This is a genomic window from Ferrovibrio sp. (genome assembly GCF_029255545.1).
GTDB lineage: Bacteria > Pseudomonadota > Alphaproteobacteria > Ferrovibrionales > Ferrovibrionaceae > Ferrovibrio.
On the sequence record NZ_JANLJJ010000063.1, the window covers coordinates 16,019 to 36,199 of the forward strand.

Consider the following 20,181-nt stretch of genomic DNA (forward strand, 5'->3'; position numbering starts at 1 on the left):
CCGACAGACGGTCGCGGTCCCATACGATCAGCTTGGCGATCATCGGATCATAATATGGCGTGACCGCGTCGCCCTCGCGCACGCCGGTATCGACGCGGACATGCGCATCCTCCGCCGGCGGCCGCAGGCGATGCAACACGCCCACCGAAGGCAGGAAATTCTTCTGCGGGTCTTCCGCGTAGATGCGCGCCTCGACGGCATGACCGTCGATGGCGAGATCCTTCTGGGCCAGCGGCAATCTTTCGCCGGAAGCCACGCGCAGCTGCCATTCCACCAGGTCCTGCCCGGTGATCATCTCAGTGACCGGATGCTCGACCTGCAGGCGGGTGTTCATTTCCATGAAATAGAAACGGTCAGGCTTCAGGCCGTCAGACACGTCAGCGATGAACTCCACCGTGCCGGCACCGACATAACCGATCGCCGTGGCCGCGGCCACGGCGGCCTCGCCCATCGCGGCGCGCATCGCCGGCGGCATATCAGGCGCCGGCGCCTCTTCCAGCACTTTCTGGTGGCGGCGCTGCACCGAGCAGTCACGCTCGAACAGATGCACGGCATTGCCGTGACTATCGGCGAAGACCTGGATTTCGATATGGCGCGGCTTCACCAGGTATTTTTCCAGCAGCACCTTGTCGTCGCCAAAGGCATTGGCGGCCTCGCGCTGCGCGCCAGCCAGAGCGGCGGCAAAGTCTTTCGCGGAATCGACGCGGCGCATGCCCTTGCCGCCGCCGCCAGCCACCGCCTTGATCAGCACCGGATAACCGATGCGCCCGGCTTCCTTCGCCAGCAACTCGGGCGACTGGTCGTCGCCATGATAACCCGGTACCACCGGCACCCTGGCTTTTTCCATCAGCGCCTTTGCCGCGCCCTTCAGGCCCATCGCCTCGATGGCGGCGGGCGGCGGGCCGATGAAGACCAGCCCGGCCTCGGCACAGGCCTTTGCGAAGCCGGCATTCTCGGACAGGAAGCCATAGCCGGGGTGGATCGCCTGCGCGCCAGTCAGCTTCGCGGCATTGATCACCCGTTCGGCAACCAGATAACTGTCGCGCACGGCCGCACCGCCGATATGCACGGCCTCGTCGGCCATGGCGACATGGCGGGCGCGGGCATCGGCATCGGAATAGACCGCGACAGTGGATATGCCGAGCCGCCTGGCGGTGCGGATGACCCGGCAGGCGATCTCGCCGCGATTGGCGATCAGGATCTTGCGGAACACGCGCTCAACTCCACTCAGTTCGCCCAATTCGGCTTGCGCTTCTCGAAGAAGGCGGCAAGCCCCTCCTGCCCCTCCGCGCTGGCGCGACGGTCGGCGATGTTGCGGGCAGTGAATTCCATGATCTCGTCGTCGACCGGGCGGTTGGCGACGCGGCCGATCAGAACCTTGCTGTCGCGGATCGCGCCCGGCGCGCCCTGCAGCAGGGCCGCGACCAGCTCATTGCCCCGGCTTTCCAGTGCGGCTTCATCAGCCACCACGTCGTGTACCAGGCCGATGCGGCAGGCCTCTTCGGCACCGAAACGCTCGCCTGTTAAGAAATAGCGCCGTGCCTGCCGCGCGCCCATCGCCGCCACCACATAGGGCGAGATGGTCGCTGGCGTCAGACCCAGGCGCACTTCGGTCAGCGCGAATTGCGCCGCCCTGGTGGCCACCACCATATCGGCAGCCGAGGCAAGGCCGGTGCCGCCGGCCATGCAGTTGCCATGCACGAGGGCCAGTACGGCCTGCGGCAGGTCGTTGAGTTGCTTGAGCATACGCGCCATGCCCAGAGTACTGGCGCGGTTCTGCTCCGGCGTGGCCTGGCCCGACTTGCGCATCCAGTCGAGATCGCCACCGGCGGAAAAACTCTTGCCGGCGCCACGCAGCAGCACAACACGCACATCGCTGCGCCCGGCCAGATCGGCCCAGATCGCGCCCAGGCGCCGCACCACATCGTCATTGAAGGCATTGTGGATTTGCGGCCGGTTCAGCGTCACGGTGGCAATGCCGCGCGCATCGGTATTCAGCAGCACCAGGTCCTGCGTCTCGCTCATGGCGTTTCCCCAGCCTTACATTCTGAACACGCCGAACTTCGTCGGCTCGATCGGTGCGTTATGGGACATGCTGAGGCCAAGGCCGAGCACCGTGCGGGTATCGGCCGGATCAATGATTCCATCGTCCCACAGGCGCGCCGAGGCGTAATACGGATGGCCCTGACGGTCATATTGCGCGCGGATCGGGTTCTTGAAGGCCTCTTCCTCGTCCTTGCTCCAGGCGCCGCCGGAGGCTTCGATGCCATCGCGCTTCACCGTCGCCAGCACGCTGGCCGCCTGTTCGCCACCCATCACCGAGATGCGGGCATTCGGCCACATGAACAGCAGGCGCGGCGAATAGGCCCGGCCACACATGCCGTAATTGCCGGCGCCATAGGAGCCGCCGATGATCACGGTGAATTTCGGTACTTTCGCGCAGGATACCGCCGTCACCAGCTTGGCGCCGTCGCGGGCGATGCCGCCGGACTCGTATTTCTTGCCGACCATGAATCCGGTGATGTTCTGCAGGAACAGCAACGGAATGTTGCGCTGGCAGCACAGTTCGATGAAATGCGCGCCCTTCAAGGCGCTTTCCGAGAACAGGATGCCGTTATTGGCGATGATGCCGACCGGATAGCCGTGGATGCGGGCAAAGCCGCAGACCAGCGTGCTGCCATACAGCTTCTTGAACTCGTCCAGCTCGGAATCGTCCACGATGCGCGCGATGATCTCGCGCACATCAAACGGGATGCGGCCGTCCTTCGGGATCACGCCGTAAAGCTCGGCCGGGTCGAAACGCGGCGGCAGCGGCGGGCGGATATCGCCCGAGACCTGTTTCACGCCGTTGAGGTTGCCGACGATGCGGCGCGCCAGCCCCAGGGCATGGGCGTCGTTCATGGCATAATGGTCGCTGACGCCGGAGACACGGGCGTGCACGTCGGCACCACCCAGTTCCTCGGCCGAGACGATCTCGCCGGTGGCCGCCTTCACCAGCGGCGGCCCACCAAGGAAGATGGTGCCCTGATTACGCACGATGATCGACTCGTCCGACATCGCCGGCACATAGGCGCCGCCGGCGGTGCAGGATCCCATCACCACGGCGATCTGCGGGATGCCGTCGGCCGACATGTTGGCCTGATTGTAGAAGATGCGGCCGAAATGCTCGCGGTCGGGAAACACATCGTCCCAGGTCGGCAGGTTGGCGCCGCCGGAATCGACCAGGTACAGGCAGGGCAGCCGGTTCTGCCAGGCGATTTCCTGGGCCCGCAGATGCTTCTTCACCGTCATCGGGAAATACGTGCCGCCCTTCACGGTGGCATCGTTGCAGACGATGACGCATTCACGGCCCATCACCCGGCCGATGCCGGTGATCACGCCGGCGGCATGGATGTCGCCGCCATACATGTCCCAAGCGGCGAACTGGCTGAGTTCGAGGAAAGGCGAACCCGGGTCCAGCAGGGTGCGGACGCGGTCGCGCGGCAGCAGCTTGCCACGGGCAAGATGCTTTTCGCGTGCCTTGTCGCCACCGCCCTGCTTGATCAGGTGGACTTTGGCTTTGAGATCGTCGACCAGTGCCTGCATCTGCGCCGCGTTGTCGCGGAAGGCTGCCGAACGGGTATCGAGTTGGCTGGTTAGCGCGCTCATGACCTTGGCGTTCTGCTTTTCATTCTCGGGCAATACCGGGCGAACATGCCAGCGCCCCCCGCCCGCCGCAAGGGGTGCGGCCCCCGTCTTGACGCGAAAAGCATACGTGCCGGATAGTGGGCGGTGAATTTGCTCTATCTATTGGCAACATCGACAAAATCTATGGAGGGAACATGGCCGGCAAAGGCTTCGATCTGAACGGCAAGGTTGCCCTGGTGACTGGCGGCAACGGCGGCATCGGACTGGGCATGGCCGAGGGCCTGGCGCAGGCCGGCTGCGACCTGGTGATCTGGGGCGGCAATCCGAACAAGAATGCCGCCGCGGAAGCGAAACTGAAGGCTCATGGCCATCGCGTGCTGGTGCAGAAGGTGGATGTTGCCGACGAAGCCCAGGTCGAGGCCAGCTTCGCCGAGGCTTTGAAGATGATGGGCCGGATCGATGGCTGCTTCGCCAATGCCGGCGTCAGCCAGGCCCGCGCCGCCTTCCACGAACTCAGCACGGCGGAATGGCGCCGGGTGTTGTCGGTCAATCTGGACGGCGCCTTTTTCACCTTGCGCGCCGCCGCCCGGCACATGGTCGAGCGCGGCAAGAATGGCGACACCTCGGGCGGGCGTCTGGTCGGCATGGCCAGCACGGCATCGGTGCACGGCGCCGCCCGCGCGCAATCCTATGCCGCCAGCAAGGGCGCCATGGTATCCGTGATTCGCGCCCTGGCCGTCGAGATGGCGCGCTATAACGTGACCGCCAATTCGATCCTGCCCGGCTGGATCGAGACGGAAATGACCGCTGCCGGTGTGGCCGATCCGAAATTCAGCGGCAACGTGCTGCCACGCATCCCGGCGCGCCGCTGGGGCCAGGGTTCGGATTTCGCCGGCATTGCCGTTTATCTGATGAGCGACGCCAGCAGCTATCACACCGGCGACAGCTTCGTGATCGACGGCGCCTACACCATTTTCTGAAGTCGGATCGACCTGGCTTGCAGCCATTGCATGCGGACCACGCCGGCGAGGATCAGCATCCCGCCGGCGATCTGCTGCAGGGTCACCGTGCTACCAAAGAAAGCCGCCGCCACGCCGACGGAAAACACCGGCGCCAAGCTGGTATAAAGCGTGGCGACCGGCACGCCGACACGGCTGACGCCAAAATTCCAGAACAGGATCGCCAGCCCGGCCCCGCCGATGCCGACCCAGGCCAGCATGCCGAGCACTGCGGCCGAGGGCATTTCAGCGGGCAGGCGCGTCGGCTGCAATCCAGCCAGCACGGCAAACAATGCGCAGATCAGGATGCCGCCGGCCAATGAGGTCAGGCAGGTGATGCGCATCTGGCTCCAGCCCAGCGGCCCGAGCCAAGCCTGCACCTTGATCGAATACCAGCTCCAGCTCACCATCGCGAGCACCAGCAAAACCTCGCCGGCATATCCGGTATCGGCGGCGCTCCCCGCCCGCGGCCGCACGGCATCCAGCGCCACCAGGCTGGCGCCGATCACGGCGCAGATCGCCGCCGGCCAGAAGCCGCGCGCCAGCGGCACCCGCAGCATCAGCTTGGTCAGCAGAGCCGCGACCAGCGGACCGCAGCTCATGGCGATCGCGGCCCGTACCGGATCGGAGAGCATGATGCCGATGGTGTAGAAGATGGAGAAACAGGCCATGCCGGCGCCAAGCCTGAACACGATCGCCCAGGGCAGCGGCGCATGGAATGGCGAGCGCCGGTCGAACAGGAAGGCCATGCCGATCAGCAGGGGCGCCGGGATCAGGTAGCGGATCGCCGAGACGAAAAACGGATCGAGATAGCGCGTCGCCAGCGCATGGGTCATCGGGATCATCGCGCCCCAGAGCAGCGCGGTGGCCACGAGACCAAGCGCGGCAAGCAGGCTGCCGCCGGCAGGTTTGTTGCTCATCGTGACTGACTCAGGCCTTGCGGGCCAGCCATTTGTCGAGATGATCGATGCGATCGGAACCCCAGAACATCTCGCCATCGACAACAAAGGTCGGCGTGCCGAACGCCTTGAGGGCGATCGCCTCGGCGGTGGCATCCAGCACGGCCTGCCGGGCAGCGCCATCTTCAGCGGCGGCGGCGATCTCCGTTTCAGGGATACCGAGCGCTTTCACGATCCCCATCAGCTGCTCAGGCCTGGCGATGTCATTCCCCTCGCCCCAGTATTGCCGGAAGGCGGCCTTGGCGAAGGCCGCGGCTTTTGCAGCATCCTGCGCCTTGAGGCGATAAAACAGCAGGCGCGGCAGCTTGGCATCGGTGGGAAACGGATTGGGCGTGGTGACGATGGGCAGGCCGGCCAGCTGGGCCGAGCGCGTCCAGTCATGCATCATGTAATCCATTTTGATCTTGGGAAACGGCGTGCGGTCGGGGATCGCCTTCCACAGATGGCCAATCGAAACCAGCCGCCAGTCGACGCCACGGCCATGCCTGGCCGCCACTGCCTCGATCTCGTTGGCGCCGATATAGGCGTAGGGTGAAGGGAAATCCCAGTAAAAGACAATCGGGTCGGCCATCGGACGTTTCCTTGTTCTTATCTACAAAAAACTCACCAGCCGCCGCGCTGCAGCCAGCGGTCGATCTGATCCAGCCGGTCGGCGCCCCAGAAGGGTTCGCCATCGACGAAAACGAACGGCGAGCCAAAGACGCTGCGATTATGGATCGCGTCCTCGGTCACCTCGCGCAGTTTGGCTTTGATTTCCGGATTCTCGATCCCTTCCAGGAACGCCTTGCGATCAATGCCAAGGCCAGCGGCAATATCGGCAATCATGTCTGGCGAAGAAATATCCCTGCCCTCGACAAAATACGCGGCATAAACAGCTTTAATGAAAGGCACAGCCTTCTCGGGCAATAGCTTTTTGAGCCAATAAACGCCGCGCGCCGCGCCCTGGGTCGGCAGCGGAAAGGTGGCGGGCATATTGAACGCGATACCATGCTCGCGCGCCGACCGGTTGAAGTCGTGCGTGGAGTATTTCCCCTTCAGCGGATACTCCGTCAGCGGTTTGCTGCCGGCCACCTTGAACACTGCCCCCAGCAGCATCGGGCGCCAGTCGACGCTGCGGCCATGCTTGATTGCAATCCGGTCGATCCGTTCGGCCGCGATATACCCGTAGGGAGAGGAAAAATCGAAATAGAATTCCAGCGGGGCCGGCATGACTTCCTCCGTCGTTTCTTGTTCTTTGCAGTCTAGTCGAAACCGAAGGCGCGACGGAAGCCACGCAGGATCGGGTGCTCTTCCGGCTCCAGCTCGATGCCGACCGAGGTAATCCTCTCATTGCGGATTTCCCGCACCACGAATTCCACCGGACCGACCCGCACGCGATCGCCGACCACGGCCCGGTGGCGCAGCTTGCGGCGCACATAAGCCCCCACCGGCTCCCTGTGATCTTTTTCGTCCACCGGAATGCCGTAGAGCATCGACACCTCACCCATCAGCGTGTCGCCAGCCAGTACGAATTCGCCAAACACTTCTTCACCGCGTTCAGCGCGCTTGCGTTCGCGTTTGCTTTGCCGGCGCGCCGTGAACAGGCGATCAAGCTGGAAGAAATGCTCGGCCGGGGCCAGCACCAAGAGGTAATCCCCGGGCGCCAGATTCTCCAATTTCAAACGATCCATCACGGCGCCATCGCGGATCACGCTGATGATGCGCGAGCGGCGCGGCAGCGGCAGTTCGCTGTAGCGATAGCCCAGCGCCGGGGCATCGGCCTCGACGCGATAACTGGCGACATCGCGATCCAACGTGGAGCCGAGATCGAGGTCGGTTCGTGTCACCGCTTCTGGCTTGGGCGGCAGTTCCAGCCCGAAGAACCGCGCCACAGGACCGATGGTCCAGCCCTGTACAGTCAGAGACGCGACTACGCAGACGAAGGCCGCAGTCACATAGAGCTCCGATCTGGGCAACTGTGCCAATACCGGAATGGTGGCAAGGAAAATCGGCACGGCGCCACGCAAGCCAACCCATGAAACGAAACCGATCTCGCGCCACGTATAGCGGAATGGCACCAGACAGAGCAGCACGGCCACCGGACGAGCCAGCAGGATCAGAATGGCCGCAATAATGCCGCTGCCCACCGTATAGGGTGTCATTTCCTCTGGCGTCATCAGCAGGCCGAGCAGCAGGAACATGGCAATCTGCCCCAGCCAGCTCAAGCCGTCGTAGAAACGCAGGATCACCTGAGCCCCGCGATGACGGCGGTTGCCGAGCACGAGCCCGGCGACATAGACGGCGACGAAGCCCGAGGCCTGCACAAAATGCGCGCCCGAGAAGATCAGCAGGGCCGCGGCCATGGCAACGATCGGGTAAAGACCACCGGCGACCGGAACACGGTTGAACAGGGCCACCAGCAGGAAGCCGCCGACCACGCCGACCACCAGGCCGCCCAGCATCTGGGCGGCGAACAGCAGGGCCAGTTGCAGGCTGTCGGGCGGCTGGCCCAGCCGCACCAGCTCGACGCAGACCATGGTCAGGAAGATGGCCATCGGATCGTTGATGCCGGACTCGACCTCCAGCGTCCCGCTGACGCGCTTCTGCAGCGCCAGGCCCTTCATGTTGAGCAGGAAGAACACGGCCGCCGCGTCGGTCGAGCCGACGATGGCGCCAACCAGGAAAGATTCGAGCAGGCCGAGCCCGAGAGCGAAATGGGCCGCCACGCCAACCAGGGCGGCAGTAGCCAGCACGCCCACGGTAGCGAGGGCGAAAGCCGGCCCGGCCACTAGGCGCACGGTGGCGAATTTGGTGCGCAGGCCGCCATCGAACAGGATGATGCCGAGCGCGGCGGAGCCCACCGCATAGGTAAGCTGGTAGTCACGGAAGACGATGCCGCCGGGCCCCCCCTCGCCGGCAAAGATGCCGAGACCTAGGAAGACCAGCAGGAAGGGTACGCCCAAGCGGCTGGAGGCCGACCCGGCGAAGATGCTCACCAGGACCAACAGAGATGCAACAAAGAGTATCTCGTTGGCCTGGTTCAATCCTCGTTCCTTCTGGCCGTGGCCGCTAGCTTCCCGTCAGGGCGCGACTGATGACCAGCCGCTGCACATCGCTGGTGCCTTCGTAGATCTGGCAGACCCGGACATCGCGATAGATGCGCTCGACCGGGAAGTCGGCGAGATAGCCGTAACCGCCGTGAATCTGGATGGCATCCGAGCATACGCGTTCGGCCATTTCGGATGCAAACAATTTGGCCATGCTGGCTTCCTTGAGGCAGGGCCGGCCGGCATCCTTCAGCCGTGCCGCGTTCAGCACCAGTTGCCGCGCCGCCTCGATGCGGGTGGCCATATCGGCGAGGCGGAACCCAACGGCCTGGTGGTTGATGATCGCCGTGCCGAAGGCCTCGCGCTGGCCGGCATAGGCCAGAGCGGCCTCGAAGGCCGCCCGCGCCATGCCGGTGGCCTGGGCGGCGATGCCGATGCGGCCGGATTCCAGGTTTGCCAGGGCGATGCGATACCCTTCGCCCTCCTCGCCCAGCAGCGCATCATTCCCCACTTTCAGGTTGTCGAACACGATCTGGCAGGTATCCGAGCATTTCTGCCCCAGTTTCCTCTCCACGCTGGCGACGGTGTAGCCGGGCGTGTCGGTCGGCACGAGGAAACAGGAAATGCCCCGTTTACCTGCGCCGGGATCGCTGACGGCAAAGACCAGCGCCAGCTTCGCGATCGAGCCCGAGGTGATGAACTGCTTCACGCCGCTGACGACCCAGCCATCACCTTCGCGACGGGCCCTGGTCTTCAGCGCCGAGGCATCCGATCCGGCCTGCGGCTCGGTCAGGCAGAAGGCGCCAATCCATTCGCCACGCGCGAGCGGCTTCAGGTAGCGTTCCTTCTGTGCCGGCGTGCCGTAGCGCAGCAGGGCCGCGCATACAGGCGAATTGTTGACCGACATGACGGTGCTGACCGCGCCATCGGCGGCGGCGATTTCCTCCAGCGCCAGCACATAGGAAACGAAATCGGCTCCCGCGCCGCCCCATTCCTCCGGCACGCCCATGCCCATCAGGCCGAGCGCGCCCATGTCGTGCAGCAGGGCGCGCGGCGGTTCGGCTGTGCGGTCGCGCTCGGCAGCGCCCGGCGCCAGCTTTTCACGGGCGAAATCGCGCGCCATGTCGCGCACCATCTGCTGTTCCTGGCTCAGCATTGCCGTCCTCCCCGATCGTTCTCAGTTCTTTGCCGGCCGCAGCTTCATGCCGGCGGCATAGGCCAGCACCTGCTGCGGCGTCAGCGGCTGGCCGGCCGTTGCGCAGTAAACACCATCCAGCCGCAGGCTGCCTTCCGCCAGCGGTTCTTCCTTCGCGGCAACCGGGCCATCCTGCTTGCCTTGCGGTTCGGCATAAAAGCCCAGCACCAGGCATTGCCGCAGACCGAGCTCGAACCGCCGCGTCAGCACCGGACCATTGCCAGTCGCCACCCGGATATCCGACTGCTCCAGCGCCCTGGGCGTCGGAGCCTCCAGGCCTTTCAGCACAGTGGTGGCGAATTTCATCAGGTCCACCGGGCCACTCAGGTAATGATCGTCATCACTGAGGTCGCGCAGAACGGCAAGCGCGAAGGCGCCGGCCGGTTTCTGGGCTTTCCACAAATACCGCTCGACGCGATAACCCATCGGCGCCGTGAAAGTCTCGGCGATCTGCGGTGCTGGCGTCAGCCCCTCCGCGGTCCAGCCGACGCGCTGCCGGGCGGCGCGCAACGCCTCCCACTGCGACTCATGCTCATCAGCCGCGACCGGGCAGGCAAACAGCAATACGGCAAGAAAGAATGGCAGCCGCCTCACTTGGTCTCCTCAAAGATTTCGCGGCCGATCAGCATGCGCCGGATTTCCGACGTGCCGGCGCCGATCTCGTACAGCTTGGCGTCGCGCAGCAGGCGGCCGGTCGGATAATCATTGATATAACCGTTGCCGCCCAGGATCTGGATCGCATCCAGCGCGATCTTGGTGGCTTTCTCGGCAGCGAACAGGATGGCCCCGGCGGCGTCCTTGCGCGTGGTCTGGCCACGATCGCAGGCACGCGCCACCGTATAGACATAGGCACGGGTCGCGTTCATCTCGGTATACATGTCGGCGACCTTGCCCTGGATCAGCTGGAAACTGCCGATCGGCTGGCCGAATTGCTGGCGCTCATGGATATAGGGCAGCACCACATCAAGGGCTGCCTGCATGATGCCGATCGGGCCGGCCGCCAGCACGGCACGCTCGTAATCCAGGCCGCTCATCAGCACATTGACGCCACGGCCGACCTGGTTGAGGACGTTCTCCTCCGGGACTTCGCAATCGGTGAAAACCAGTTCGCCGGTGTCCGAGCCACGCATGCCCAGCTTATCGAGTTTCTGCGCGGTGGAGAATCCCTTGAAACCCTTCTCGACCAGGAAGGCCGTGATGCCACGCGGCCCGGCGGCGGGATCAGTCTTGGCATAGACCACCAGCACATCGGCCTGCGGCCCGTTGGTGATCCACATCTTGTTGCCGTTGAGGATGTAACGGTCGCCCTTCTTCTCGGCGCGCAGCTTCATCGACACGACATCGGATCCGGCATTCGGTTCGCTCATCGCCAGCGCGCCAAGATGCTCGCCCGAGATCAGTTTCGGCAGGTAGCGCTTCTTCTGCTCCGCGTTGCCATTGCGGCGGATCTGGTTGACGCAGAGGTTGGAATGCGCGCCGTAGGACAGGCCCACCGAGGCCGAGCCGCGGCTGACCTCTTCCATCGCGATGCAATGCTCGAGATAACCCAGGCCCGAGCCGCCATATTCCTCCTCCACGGTGATGCCGTGCAGCCCCAGATCGCCCAGCTTGGTCCACAGATCGCGCGGGAAATGGTTGCTCTTGTCGATCTCGTCGGCGCGCGGCGCCAGTTCGTTGTCGACAAAGCCGCGCACGGACTGGCGCAGCATATCGGCGGTTTCGCCCAGCCCGAAATCGAGCGTCGGATAGGAATTGGCAATCATGATGATACCCTTCTCGGACAGGAATATTCTGAATCGGGTGGCAGGATATTAACGGATCGGGCCCGGCTGCGCATCCAGCGGGGCATCGTTGCGCCCCATGATGCACATCATGGTTGCCAGACCGGTGGCGCAATGCGTCATCTTGTCATTTTTATGGCCGAACACGTCGAGACTGCAGATCGTCAGCATGCGGCCATGGCGGGTGACGATGCTGCGCGCCACCAGGCGATCGGCATCGGCCGGTGCCATCAGGTTGAGCTTGTATTCGACGGTCAGCACCGTGGAATCGGCCGGAAACAGGCTATAGGCAGCATAACCGGCAGCAGAATCGGCGACCATGCCGACGATGCCGCCATGCACGAAACCATGCTGCTGGGTCACCTTCGGCTGCCGCAGCAATTCGATCTCGCAATGGCCTGGTCGCGCCACGATCATGCGGGCGCCGATCAGGTGCATGGCCGGCTGACGGTCGAAACTGTCGCGGATGCGCGCCTCGAAATCCGGGTCCTGCGGTTTGAAATCAGGCACCGTATTCATGCTACTGCGCTCTTCGGTGCAACAGGCGTAATTCCGAAGGTTGCCGCGATCCGCTCGACGAAGTCCGGCGGAAAGGCGCGCGACCGGCGCTGTCCCAGGTCGATGCAGACCCCGGTCAACCGGGCTGACATGGCCAGCTTCTCGTCGCCGACGCGGATCAGCCGGTGCCGGAATACGATTTTGCGCTCGCCAATGCTTTCCACGGTGGTTTCCATCCGCACCATGTCGCCGCCGCGCAGCTCGGCCTGATAGTCGATTTCCATGCGCACGGCAGCCGTGCCTATATTCTCCGCCTCCACCCGTTCGCGCGGCATGCCATGCATGGCGCCGATGGCAAAAGCGGCATCCCCCAGCCAGCCGACGTAAAAGCTGACATTGACGTGCCCCAGATGGTCGCATTGCCAGGCCTGGGTCATCAGCCGCAGGGTTTCGACGTAGCGTTCGGCCATCGTCTGCTCCTTTTTGGTGTTTCCTCGCCTGCCTCTATAACGCGCAGGACAAAATAGAGAAAATCAATTGTCTTTATAATCCAAATAGGTTTTCTCTATAATCATGAACCTGACCCTGATCCGTTATTTCATGGCCGTGGCCGAAACCGGCAGTTTCACCCGGGGAGCCGAGCGCGCCAATGTGACCCAGCCGACCCTGTCGGCCGGCATCAAGCGGCTGGAGGAATCCCTCGGCGCTAGCCTGTTCGACCGCAGCCGGGCCGCCCAACTGACCCCGGCTGGCGCCCGCTTCCTACCCCGCGCCCGTCTGCTGCTGCAGGAATGGACCGCGGCGCGGCGCGAACTGCGCCAGGAAGGCAAGCCGGCGCGCCAGCGCCTGCGCCTGGGTTATGTTTCCGGATTACCGCAACCGCGGCTGACTGCCCTGCTCGGCAGCTTTGCCGCTGCGCATCCCGACACGGCCCTTGAAATCCTGGAGGCGCCGGCGTCGACCCTGGGCAGACGGCTTGATCTGGGCCGCATCGACGCAGCGATCCTGCCATTGCCGGAAGACAAGGACGAACAGGCCCTGAACCTGTTTCGCCAGCGCTATCTTCTGGCGGTACCGCCGCAGCATCCGCTGGCCCATCGCAGCACGGCGCGGATCAGCGACCTGCAGGACCAGCCCTTCGTGATCCGCCCGCAGGCCGAAATCATGCCGGCTGCCGAAAAACTGTTTGCCACGCTGAATGTGCGGCCACGCATCATCGGCCGCGCCGAAAGCGATCACGGCCTGCTGGCCCTGGTCGGCGCCGGGATTGGCATCGCGATCCTGCCGCACTGGCTGGCCGATGAAACCGTGGCCACCCTGACGCTACCCGAACTGCGCGAGAGTCATCGCATCGGGATGGTCTGGCGCAAAGGCGGCGAAGCCGTCACGCAGCCTTTCCGCGATTTCGCCGCCGGTCATGACTGGGATGCCGCAACGCGGCATCCTGTCATCGGGCATTAGGCTCCGCGGCCCATGGCGCCATCGGCATGATCCTGCGCATCGACAACGGCGACGGCGCTCATGTTGACCAGGCCGCGCACCGTGACATTGCGCGACACGATATGGGCTGACTTGCCCATGCCCATCAGGATCGGGCCGACATAAAAGCCCTGCTCCATCTGGCGCACCAGATTGGCGGCGATATTGGCCGCATCCAGATTGGGCATCACTAGCAGGTTGGCGCTGCCCTTCAGGTTGCCATCGGGCATCAGCTTCTCGCGGATCGCCTCCGAGACTGCGGCATCAGCCTTCATCTCGCCTTCGATTTCGACATCGGGCATCAATTCATGCAGGCGGCGGGTCGCCTCCCGCATCTTCCGTGCCGACGGCGCCGACGAGGTGCCGAAATTGGAATGCGACAGCAGCGCGATCTTCGGCACCAGGCCAAAACGACGCACCTCATCGGCCGCGAGCTGGGCAATGGCCACGATCTCGTCGGTGCTGGGATCGAGGTTCACGTTGCTGTCGGCGATGAACAGCATGCCATGCGGCAGCACCAGCAACTGCATCGCCGCCGGCAGCTGCGCCCCGGCCCGCAGACCGATCACATCGACGATATGCGGCAGGTGCTGGTCATACTGGCCCACAGCGCCGCAGATCATGGCGTCGGCCTCGCCGCGATGCACGGCCATGGCCGCGATCACCGTGGTATTGGTGCGGATCACCATGCGGGCATCGTCGGGCGCCACACCCTTGCGCTTCATCAGCGCCAGGTAGCCACTCCAGTATTCGTGATAGCGGTCGTCACGCTCGGGATCGATCAACTCGACATTCTGGCCCAGCTTCAGGCGCAGGCCGAGTTTCTCGATGCGCTTTTCGACCACGGCGCGACGGCCGATCAGGATCGGCTGGGCCACCTTGTCATCCAGCACGATCTGCGCCGCGCGCAGCACGCGCTCGTCCTCGGCCTCGGCATAGATCAGGCGCATCGGACGACGCTTGGCCCGCTCGAAGGTCGGCCGCATCACGAAACCGGTGCGGTAGACGAACCGCTCCAAACTTTCGCGATAGGCATTCATATCGGCGATCGGGCGCGTCGCGACGCCGCTGTCCATCGCCGCCTGCGCCACCGCCGGCGCGATCTGCAGGATCAGGCGCGGATCGAAGGGCTTGGGGATGAAATAGTCGGGGCCAAAGCTCATTTCCTCGTCGTTGCCATAGGCGCGGGCAACGATGTCGGAGATTTCCGCCATCGCCAAGTCGGCAATGGCCCGCACGGCGGCCAGTTCCATTTCCGTGTTGATCGTGGTGGCGCCCACATCGAGCGCGCCACGGAACAGGAAGGGGAAGCACAGGACGTTGTTGACCTGGTTCGGATAATCCGAACGCCCGGTGGCAATCACCACATCCGGCCGCGCCTTCTTGGCCACCTCAGGCAGAATTTCCGGAGTTGGATTGGCCAGCGCCAGGATCAGCGGCTTCGGCCCCATCTTCTCGACCATCTCGCCCTTCAGCACATTGGCGGCCGAAAGACCAAGAAAAACGTCGGCGCCGACGATGGCATCGCCCAGGGTGCGATGGTTGGTCGGCCGCGCATACCGCGCCTTGAACTCGTCCATCTGCTCGGTGCGGCCCTCGTAGACCACGCCGACGATGTCGCTGACGACGATGTTTTCCTTCTTCACGCCCAGTTCGACCAGCAGGTCGAGGCAGGCCAACGCCGCGGCGCCGGCGCCGGAGGCAACCAGGCGCACATCGCCGATCTTCTTGCCCACTACGCGCAGGCCGTTCAGCACGGCCGCCGCCACGGTGATCGCCGTGCCATGCTGGTCGTCATGGAAGACCGGGATCTTCATCTTCTGGCGCAGGGCGCGCTCGACCACGAAGCATTCCGGCGACTTGATGTCTTCCAGGTTGATGCCGCCGAAGGTCGGCTCCAGCGCCGCGATGATGTCGATCAGCCTGGCCGGATCGGTCTCGTTGATCTCAATGTCGAAGACGTCGATGCCAGCGAATTTCTTGAACAGCACCGCCTTGCCTTCCATCACTGGCTTGGAGGCGAGCGGCCCGATATTGCCCAGGCCGAGCACGGCGGTGCCGTTGGAGATCACGCCGATCAGGTTGCCGCGGGCGGTCAGCTCGGCGGCCTGGGCCGGATCTCCAACGATGGCATCACAGGCGGCGGCGACGCCGGGGCTGTAGGCCAGGGCCAGGTCGCGCTGGGTGGCGAGCGGCTTGGTCGGGGTGATTTCCAGCTTACCGGGCTTGGGCAGCCGGTGGTATTCCAGCGCCGCGCGGTCGAGATCGGAGGTCATCGAATCACTCGTGAGATCGAAACGATCAGTGTTCGCCGGCCGAGGCAGGATTGCCCCGCCAGCTTCTCTTGGGGGAATCAGGCTTACAACAGCCGCATCGGGGATGAAAGTGGGAGGGCCGCCATCGGGGGGATAATCCCCCTGCCTTCAGAGATATGGTGCGGTCGAAAAGACTCGAACTTTCACGGCCTTTCGGCCACAGCGACCTCAACGCTGCGCGTCTACCAATTCCGCCACGACCGCATTTTTCGGGCGACGCGGGGGAATAGCAAATCCGGCCGGGGTATTCAAGGCCGGGCCGGGGCTATTCCTCGGGGCCGATCCGGCCCTATTCGTCGGACATGGTGTCGGTGATCGAAACCGCCACCTTCTCGCCGGAAATGACGATTTCGCCCCGGGCGATCAGCTTGTTGTTGGCGAAGATCCAGGCATGGTCGTCGACGCTGGCATCCAGCTCGATCACGGCGCCGCGGCCGACCTTCAGCACCTGGTGGATCGGCATGGTGGCCTTGCCCAGCACGACCGAGATTTCGACCGAGACGTCGTTCACCGCCGTATTGATGGCCATGCTGCACCTTCCTTCGGAACTCTGCAGACGCTAAGTAACCCGGGCAAGGTTAGCACAGCGTTAAGGCTTCCGTTATCCCCATGTCGGCCCTTCCCCCGCCCTCCGCCCAGATCGACACCCCGGCCGGCCCGGTCGAATGGGTCGTCAGCGACAGCCAGATACCCTACGAGGCCGCCCTGGCCGCCATGGAAGAGCGGGTCGCGGCGATCCGGGCCGGCCAGGCCCTGGAGGCGATCTGGCTGCTGGAGCACCCGCCGCTCTATACCGCCGGCACCTCGGCCAGGCCGGCCGACCTGCTGAACCCGCGCTTTCCGGTCTACACCGCCGGCCGCGGCGGCCAGTACACCTATCACGGCCCCGGCCAGCGGGTGGTTTACCTGATGCTCGACCTCAACCGGCGCGGGAAGGACGTGCGGGCCTTCGTCTGCCGGATGGAGGACTGGGTGATCGCCACCCTGGCCCGCTTCAACATCAGGGGCGAAATCCGTGCCGGCCGGGTCGGCGTCTGGGTCGCCCGCCCGGACCAGGGCCAACCGTCTGACAAAGGCCCCGGCCGGGAAGACAAGATCGCCGCCATCGGCGTGCGGGTGCGGCACTGGATCACCTTCCATGGCCTGAGTCTGAACGTCGATCCGGCGCTGGACCACTATGACGGCATCGTCGCCTGCGGCATCCAGAATACCGAGGCCGAGCCCTTTGGCGTCACCTCTCTGGCCGACCTGGGCCATACCGCCAGCCTGCCCGAGGTTGACCTCATCCTGCGCGATACCCTCAAACCCATCCTGCTCGACCGGCTGGGTAATTCATGTCAGAAACAAGATTAATAATACAAAATAACTTATTAAAATTACTTATTTTTAGACTTTCTATTAAGCTCTCTTTTCTGCTGCCGCGACAACCCTTCAGTGGAGACCGGCCGCACCTCTTTGGGCACCCGGCCCGACAGATAAAAGACATAGGCTGCCGTAAAGGCGACCAGCACGCCGCCGCCGATCCAGGGATTGCCGGTGGCCCACCAGGCCAGGCCGCCAAAGCCCAGCGAGCCCGCGTAGCACACCAGCCATTCCTTCAGGCTTAGTTTGTATTTTTTATTTTTTTCCATATACTTATTACATTTTTCATGTCTAAAAGATCAGATAACGCAGGGCCACCCGTTGTATTTCCAGTTTGCTGCATTCCACGCCGCCGCGCCATCGCCACCCTTGTCGACTTTCGCCTTGCTTCGTTTCTCACCGGTCAGGTTCGTTAGCGCTCGTTTCGCATTACCGGGAATAGCCGGCCGGATGTCCAATTACAGGAACATAGCGACAGACTATGATCGCCTGATTGCACCATCCCCTCACTTCACGCCCGGCAGGTCCCCATGAACGTCCTACTCTTCGGCGCCACCGGCATGGTCGGCCAGGGCGTGCTGCGCGAATGCCTGGCCGACCCCGGCGTGACCCGGGTGGTTGCTATCGGCCGCAGCCCGGCCAAGGGCACGACCCCGATGGGTCGCCTGCCCGAGGCGGCCAAGCTGGAAGACCTGATCCATGCCGACCTGTTCGACTACAGCGCCATCGAGGATCGCCTCACCGGCTTCGATGCCTGCTTCTTCTGCCTGGGCGTTTCCTCGGCCGGCATGAGCGAGGCGGCTTACAGCCGGGTGACCCATGACCTGACCCTGGCTGCCGCCCGCACGCTCGCCCGGCTCAATCCCGGCATGACCTTCACCTATGTCTCGGGCCGCGGGACCGACAGCAGCGAAACCGGCCCGGTCATGTGGGCGCGGGTGAAGGGCCGCACCGAGAATGCCCTGCTCGCCCTGCCGTTCAGGGCTGCCTATATGTTCCGCCCCGGCGCCATCGAACCGCTGCATGGCATCAAGCCGAAAAGCCGGGTCTACCGGTTGGCCTACATCCTGCTGATGCCGTTCCTGCCGCTGATCAGGACGCTGTGGCCGCAATCGCTGACCACCACCGAACAGGTCGGCCGCGCCATGATCGCCTGCGCCCATTCAGGGGCGCCCAAGCACGTCTTGGACGTGCCGGATATCAACGCGCTGTAGTTACAGCGTTGCCGTCTGCTCGAAGCCGGTTGCGCCGGCGGCCAGTTCGGCTTCCTCGGGGGTGACCGGCGCGGGTTCTACGCCCTGTACCAAAGCGGCCGGGGGGCCGTCGCGCAGCTCATTTTCCAGGCTGCGCAGGGCATCGGTCTCGCCATAGACAAGGAGCTCGACCCGGCCATCGCGGCGGTTGCGCACCCAGCCGACCAGCCCGTAATGCTTCGCCCGGCCGGCGGCCCAGTAGCGGAAACCGACGCCCTGGACTCGCCCGGTGACGAAATAGCGGTGCACCATCTTGCTCATGGCGCCAGCTTAAACTGCCGGCGCCCGGCCCGGCCAGAGGGCCGGACCGGGCTCTGCTTATGCCTTGGTCGTAGTCCTAGGGCTGTGCCGGGCGAGGCGCCGGGCCGGCCTCACTCCGCCGATTTCAGCGGGCAGGTATTCAGCCCCAGCAGGGTATAGAGCGGGCAAAAGCTGAACAGGCCGGTGAGTAACGGTACCAGGCCAACCAGGCCGACCCAGCGCCACTCGCCCGGATACCAGACCAGCAGGGAAAGCAGCCCGAGGCCAACCAGGATGCGAAGAACGCGGTCGATGCCGCCAACATTGCTTCTCATGGGGAAGCCTTCCTTTCAGACTTGCGGAGCAATGCGGGTGCCGCCGCCGACCGGCATCGTCCGCTCGGTATCGCCGTCGACATTGCGGCCGAGCTCGCCGCGCCACGGGCGCCAGCGCTCCATGATCACCAGCAGGGCGACCAGCAGGGCAGCCAGAACCAGCGCCACCTGCCAGAAGGGCAACCCGGCCATCTGGTCCAGGGTCAGCTTGCCGGGGCCGCCGGAGATCCACGGCTTCAGGGTCGGTTCCAGATAGCCAAAGGCCATGGCGCCGCAGACACCACCGAGCAGCGTAACCCAGGCATCGCGGTAACCGGCGCCAACCTGGGCCAGCACCGTGCCGGGACAGGCACCGGCCAGGGTGATGCCGGCGCCCAGGATCAGGCCGCCGACGATATCGGCGGCGTACAGCGTGGCCTTGGGCGCCAGCTTGATCATGCCGAACCCATTCAGGGCCGCCAGCACCACCAGGCCGGTGGCCACCGCGCTGAGGAATACCTTCAGCATGGTGAAATTGCGCAGCTGCATCTGGCCGACGATCACGCCGGGTTCAAAAACACGGGATTTTTCCAGGGCCAGGCCGAAGACGAGCCCCATGGCCAGGCCAACAAAGATGGCGGATAACACGCTCATGATCCCCTCCTCCTAGACGCGGCGCAGGAACAAGGCGGTGGCGATGCCACCGGCGAACATGGCAGCCACGGCGATGAACGAGCCGATGGAAAGCTGGGCGATGCCCGACAGGCCGTGGCCGCTGGTGCAGCCATCGGCGATGCGGGCGCCGAACAGCATGATGAAGCCGGCCACGAAAGCCAGCGGCAGGCGGCCGGACAGGCTGGTGATTCCCAAGCCCCGTGACCAGACATAGGACATGGCCGGGCGCTGGGCGCCGGACAGCCGCGCGGACAGGGCCGCGCCCAGGGCGACACCGATCACCAGCGCGACCTGCCACCAGTTCTTGGCGCCGGCGAGATGCTTGGCGAAGTAGTCGATCTTCGCCACGGCGGGATCAACGAAGCCGGCCAGATGACCGGCCACAGTGACATAGGATGACGAGGCGCCGAGCGCCGTGTTGATCAGCAGGAATGCCGGTATCTGCAGCAGGCCGATCAG

At 64.4% G+C, this 20,181-nt stretch carries 23 protein-coding genes and 1 tRNA gene; 4 read left to right on the forward strand and 20 right to left on the reverse strand.

Annotated elements, in window-relative coordinates:
* From Q1J79_RS12555 to Q1J79_RS12565, 3 genes are all read right to left on the reverse strand, one after another.
* A partial coding sequence (locus Q1J79_RS12555) for a biotin carboxylase N-terminal domain-containing protein (RefSeq protein WP_300300843.1) occupies positions 1 to 1,213 on the reverse strand: 1,213 nt, incomplete at its 3' end.
* 14 nt (positions 1,214 to 1,227) lie between these two features.
* Positions 1,228 to 2,025: an enoyl-CoA hydratase-related protein gene (locus Q1J79_RS12560; RefSeq protein ID WP_300300845.1), complete on the reverse strand. Its 798-nt coding sequence runs from the start codon at positions 2,023 to 2,025 to the stop codon at positions 1,228 to 1,230.
* Between the two features lie 15 nt (positions 2,026 to 2,040).
* Complete coding sequence (locus tag Q1J79_RS12565; protein WP_300300847.1) at positions 2,041 to 3,648, reverse strand: carboxyl transferase domain-containing protein; 1,608 nt, start codon at positions 3,646 to 3,648, stop codon at positions 2,041 to 2,043.
* A gap of 173 nt (positions 3,649 to 3,821) precedes the next feature.
* Between Q1J79_RS12565 and Q1J79_RS12570 the strand changes: the two genes are divergently transcribed.
* Entirely contained in the window at positions 3,822 to 4,607 is a 786-nt protein-coding gene (locus tag Q1J79_RS12570) for an SDR family oxidoreductase (protein ID WP_300300849.1), read from the forward strand.
* On the opposite strand, the gene Q1J79_RS12575 is transcribed toward Q1J79_RS12570, so the two are convergent.
* The 9 genes from Q1J79_RS12575 to Q1J79_RS12615 are packed head-to-tail and all read right to left on the reverse strand — an operon-like array spanning position 4,592 to position 12,554.
* Positions 4,592 to 5,545 carry a DMT family transporter gene (locus Q1J79_RS12575; RefSeq protein ID WP_300300851.1) on the reverse strand — a complete coding sequence of 318 codons (954 nt, stop codon included), beginning with the start codon at positions 5,543 to 5,545 and terminating at the stop codon, positions 4,592 to 4,594. The two genes, Q1J79_RS12570 and Q1J79_RS12575, sit on opposite strands and share 16 nt — an antisense overlap.
* A 10-nt stretch (positions 5,546 to 5,555) precedes the next feature.
* Positions 5,556 to 6,155 (reverse strand): 2-hydroxychromene-2-carboxylate isomerase, encoded by a 600-nt coding sequence (locus tag Q1J79_RS12580; protein ID WP_300300854.1) that lies wholly within the window; start codon positions 6,153 to 6,155, stop codon positions 5,556 to 5,558.
* A 32-nt stretch (positions 6,156 to 6,187) separates the two neighbouring features.
* Positions 6,188 to 6,793 carry a 2-hydroxychromene-2-carboxylate isomerase gene (locus Q1J79_RS12585; protein ID WP_300300856.1) on the reverse strand — a complete coding sequence of 202 codons (606 nt, stop codon included), beginning with the start codon at positions 6,791 to 6,793 and terminating at the stop codon, positions 6,188 to 6,190.
* Between the two features lie 32 nt (positions 6,794 to 6,825).
* Entirely contained in the window at positions 6,826 to 8,607 is a 1,782-nt protein-coding gene (locus tag Q1J79_RS12590; protein ID WP_300300858.1) for a potassium/proton antiporter, read from the reverse strand.
* A gap of 25 nt (positions 8,608 to 8,632) precedes the next feature.
* Positions 8,633 to 9,766 (reverse strand): acyl-CoA dehydrogenase family protein, encoded by a 1,134-nt coding sequence (locus tag Q1J79_RS12595; RefSeq protein ID WP_300300860.1) that lies wholly within the window; start codon positions 9,764 to 9,766, stop codon positions 8,633 to 8,635.
* Positions 9,767 to 9,787: 21 nt separating this feature from the next.
* The gene (locus Q1J79_RS12600) at positions 9,788 to 10,399 is read right to left on the reverse strand and encodes a hypothetical protein (protein WP_300300862.1); all 612 of its coding nucleotides are present in this window, start codon (positions 10,397 to 10,399) and stop codon (positions 9,788 to 9,790) included.
* Positions 10,396 to 11,568 (reverse strand): isovaleryl-CoA dehydrogenase, encoded by a 1,173-nt coding sequence (locus tag Q1J79_RS12605; RefSeq protein ID WP_300300864.1) that lies wholly within the window; start codon positions 11,566 to 11,568, stop codon positions 10,396 to 10,398. Before Q1J79_RS12605 ends, Q1J79_RS12600 begins: the two co-directional genes overlap by 4 nt.
* 48 nt (positions 11,569 to 11,616) lie before the next feature.
* Entirely contained in the window at positions 11,617 to 12,105 is a 489-nt protein-coding gene (locus Q1J79_RS12610) for a PaaI family thioesterase (protein WP_300300867.1), read from the reverse strand.
* Positions 12,102 to 12,554: a thioesterase family protein gene (locus Q1J79_RS12615; RefSeq protein WP_300300870.1), complete on the reverse strand. Its 453-nt coding sequence runs from the start codon at positions 12,552 to 12,554 to the stop codon at positions 12,102 to 12,104. Before Q1J79_RS12615 ends, Q1J79_RS12610 begins: the two co-directional genes overlap by 4 nt.
* Before the next feature lie 103 nt (positions 12,555 to 12,657).
* On the opposite strand from Q1J79_RS12615, the gene Q1J79_RS12620 reads away from it, so the two are divergent.
* Positions 12,658 to 13,545: a LysR family transcriptional regulator gene (locus tag Q1J79_RS12620; protein ID WP_300300872.1), complete on the forward strand. Its 888-nt coding sequence runs from the start codon at positions 12,658 to 12,660 to the stop codon at positions 13,543 to 13,545.
* On the opposite strand, the gene Q1J79_RS12625 is transcribed toward Q1J79_RS12620, so the two are convergent.
* The 3 genes from Q1J79_RS12625 to Q1J79_RS12635 all read right to left on the reverse strand — a co-directional run bounded on the left by Q1J79_RS12625 (position 13,542) and on the right by Q1J79_RS12635 (position 16,407).
* Entirely contained in the window at positions 13,542 to 15,839 is a 2,298-nt protein-coding gene (locus Q1J79_RS12625) for an NADP-dependent malic enzyme (protein WP_300300875.1), read from the reverse strand. The genes Q1J79_RS12620 and Q1J79_RS12625 overlap by 4 nt on opposite strands.
* Positions 15,840 to 15,995: 156 nt before the next feature.
* A tRNA-Leu gene (locus Q1J79_RS12630) sits at positions 15,996 to 16,082 on the reverse strand.
* Positions 16,083 to 16,167: 85 nt separating this feature from the next.
* Complete coding sequence (locus Q1J79_RS12635; RefSeq protein ID WP_300300877.1) at positions 16,168 to 16,407, reverse strand: FliM/FliN family flagellar motor switch protein; 240 nt, start codon at positions 16,405 to 16,407, stop codon at positions 16,168 to 16,170.
* 80 nt (positions 16,408 to 16,487) lie between these two features.
* Here Q1J79_RS12635 and lipB point away from each other — a divergent pair, with 80 nt between their 5' ends.
* Positions 16,488 to 17,231, forward strand: coding sequence for a lipoyl(octanoyl) transferase LipB (gene lipB / locus Q1J79_RS12640; RefSeq protein WP_300300879.1), 744 nt, complete (start codon positions 16,488 to 16,490; stop codon positions 17,229 to 17,231).
* 23 nt (positions 17,232 to 17,254) lie between these two features.
* Here lipB and Q1J79_RS12645 read toward each other — a convergent pair whose 3' ends face one another.
* Positions 17,255 to 17,509: a hypothetical protein gene (locus Q1J79_RS12645; RefSeq protein ID WP_300300881.1), complete on the reverse strand. Its 255-nt coding sequence runs from the start codon at positions 17,507 to 17,509 to the stop codon at positions 17,255 to 17,257.
* A 261-nt stretch (positions 17,510 to 17,770) separates the two neighbouring features.
* Here Q1J79_RS12645 and Q1J79_RS12650 point away from each other — a divergent pair, with 261 nt between their 5' ends.
* Positions 17,771 to 18,454, forward strand: coding sequence for an NAD(P)H-binding protein (locus tag Q1J79_RS12650; RefSeq protein ID WP_300300883.1), 684 nt, complete (start codon positions 17,771 to 17,773; stop codon positions 18,452 to 18,454).
* On the opposite strand, the gene Q1J79_RS12655 is transcribed toward Q1J79_RS12650, so the two are convergent.
* The 4 genes from Q1J79_RS12655 to Q1J79_RS12670 all read right to left on the reverse strand — a co-directional run.
* Positions 18,455 to 18,754, reverse strand: a complete 300-nt coding sequence (locus Q1J79_RS12655; RefSeq protein ID WP_300300885.1) for an acylphosphatase — start codon at positions 18,752 to 18,754, stop codon at positions 18,455 to 18,457.
* Positions 18,755 to 18,864: 110 nt separating this feature from the next.
* Complete coding sequence (locus tag Q1J79_RS12660) at positions 18,865 to 19,068, reverse strand: DUF2892 domain-containing protein (RefSeq protein WP_300300887.1); 204 nt, start codon at positions 19,066 to 19,068, stop codon at positions 18,865 to 18,867.
* Between the two features lie 15 nt (positions 19,069 to 19,083).
* Positions 19,084 to 19,701 (reverse strand): YeeE/YedE thiosulfate transporter family protein, encoded by a 618-nt coding sequence (locus tag Q1J79_RS12665; RefSeq protein WP_300300889.1) that lies wholly within the window; start codon positions 19,699 to 19,701, stop codon positions 19,084 to 19,086.
* Positions 19,702 to 19,713: 12 nt separating this feature from the next.
* The coding region (locus Q1J79_RS12670; protein ID WP_300300891.1) for a YeeE/YedE thiosulfate transporter family protein at positions 19,714 to 20,181 on the reverse strand (468 nt) is incomplete at its 5' end.